Below are 813 nucleotides of genomic sequence, written 5' to 3' on the forward strand. Positions count from 1 at the left end.
GATGATGTGACCGCCCCCCGACGGCATCTGATGTGCCAAGGTGGGTCTGCAACGATCCACAAAGGGGAGCGGTCATGTCGGAGATTATCACGGTCGGGCTCGATCTGGCGAAGAATGTATTCCAGGTGCATGGAACTGACGGCGCAGGACGAGCCGTTCTGCGCAAGAAGATACGGCGAGGGCAGGTGCTGGAGTTTTTCAGCCAGCTGCCCTCTTGCGTCGTGGCGATGGAAGCCTGTGGCGGCGCTCACTTCTGGGGCCGGGAAATTGGCAAGCTGGGGCATGAGGTGCGGCTGATCCCGCCGGCCTATGTGAAGCCGTTTGTGAAGCGCCAGAAGAATGACATGGCGGACGCCGAGGCCATCTGCGAGGCGGCTATGCGACCCACCATGCGCTTTGTTCCGGTCAAGAGCGAAGAGACGCAGGGCGCGGCAATGGTCTTCCGGGTCCGGGAGTTGCTGATCCGGCAGCGCACGCAGGCGATCAACGCATTGCGCGGCCATCTGACCGAGTTCGGTCAGATCGTGCCACAGGGAGCGGCCAACGCTGCGCGGCTGATCGCGATCGTGGAGGATCCGGATGGCGCTCTCCCTGCTGATGCCGTCCCCACGCTGAAGGCTTTGATCGCGGCACTCACGCATCTGGAGGCAGAGATCAGGAAGCTCGATGCCGAGATCACCCGGCGCGCCAAGGAGAATGACGTCGCCCGGCGACTGATGACGGTGCCGGGCATCGGGCCGCTGATTGCCACGGCCATCGCTGTTCTGGCGCCGCCACCCGAGACGTTCCGCAAGGCACGCGACTTTGCCGCCT

Annotated in this window: 1 protein-coding gene; it reads left to right on the plus strand. The window is 63.8% G+C overall.

Features of this window, described 5'->3' with window-relative positions; all coding sequences use genetic code 11:
- Positions 1-74: 74 nt before the first annotated feature.
- The coding region (locus IC63_RS16730) for an IS110 family RNA-guided transposase (RefSeq protein ID WP_036722795.1) at positions 75-813 on the plus strand (739 nt) is incomplete at its 3' end.

The sequence above is a fragment of the Paracoccus sphaerophysae genome (assembly GCF_000763805.1).
Lineage (GTDB): Bacteria > Pseudomonadota > Alphaproteobacteria > Rhodobacterales > Rhodobacteraceae > Paracoccus > Paracoccus sphaerophysae.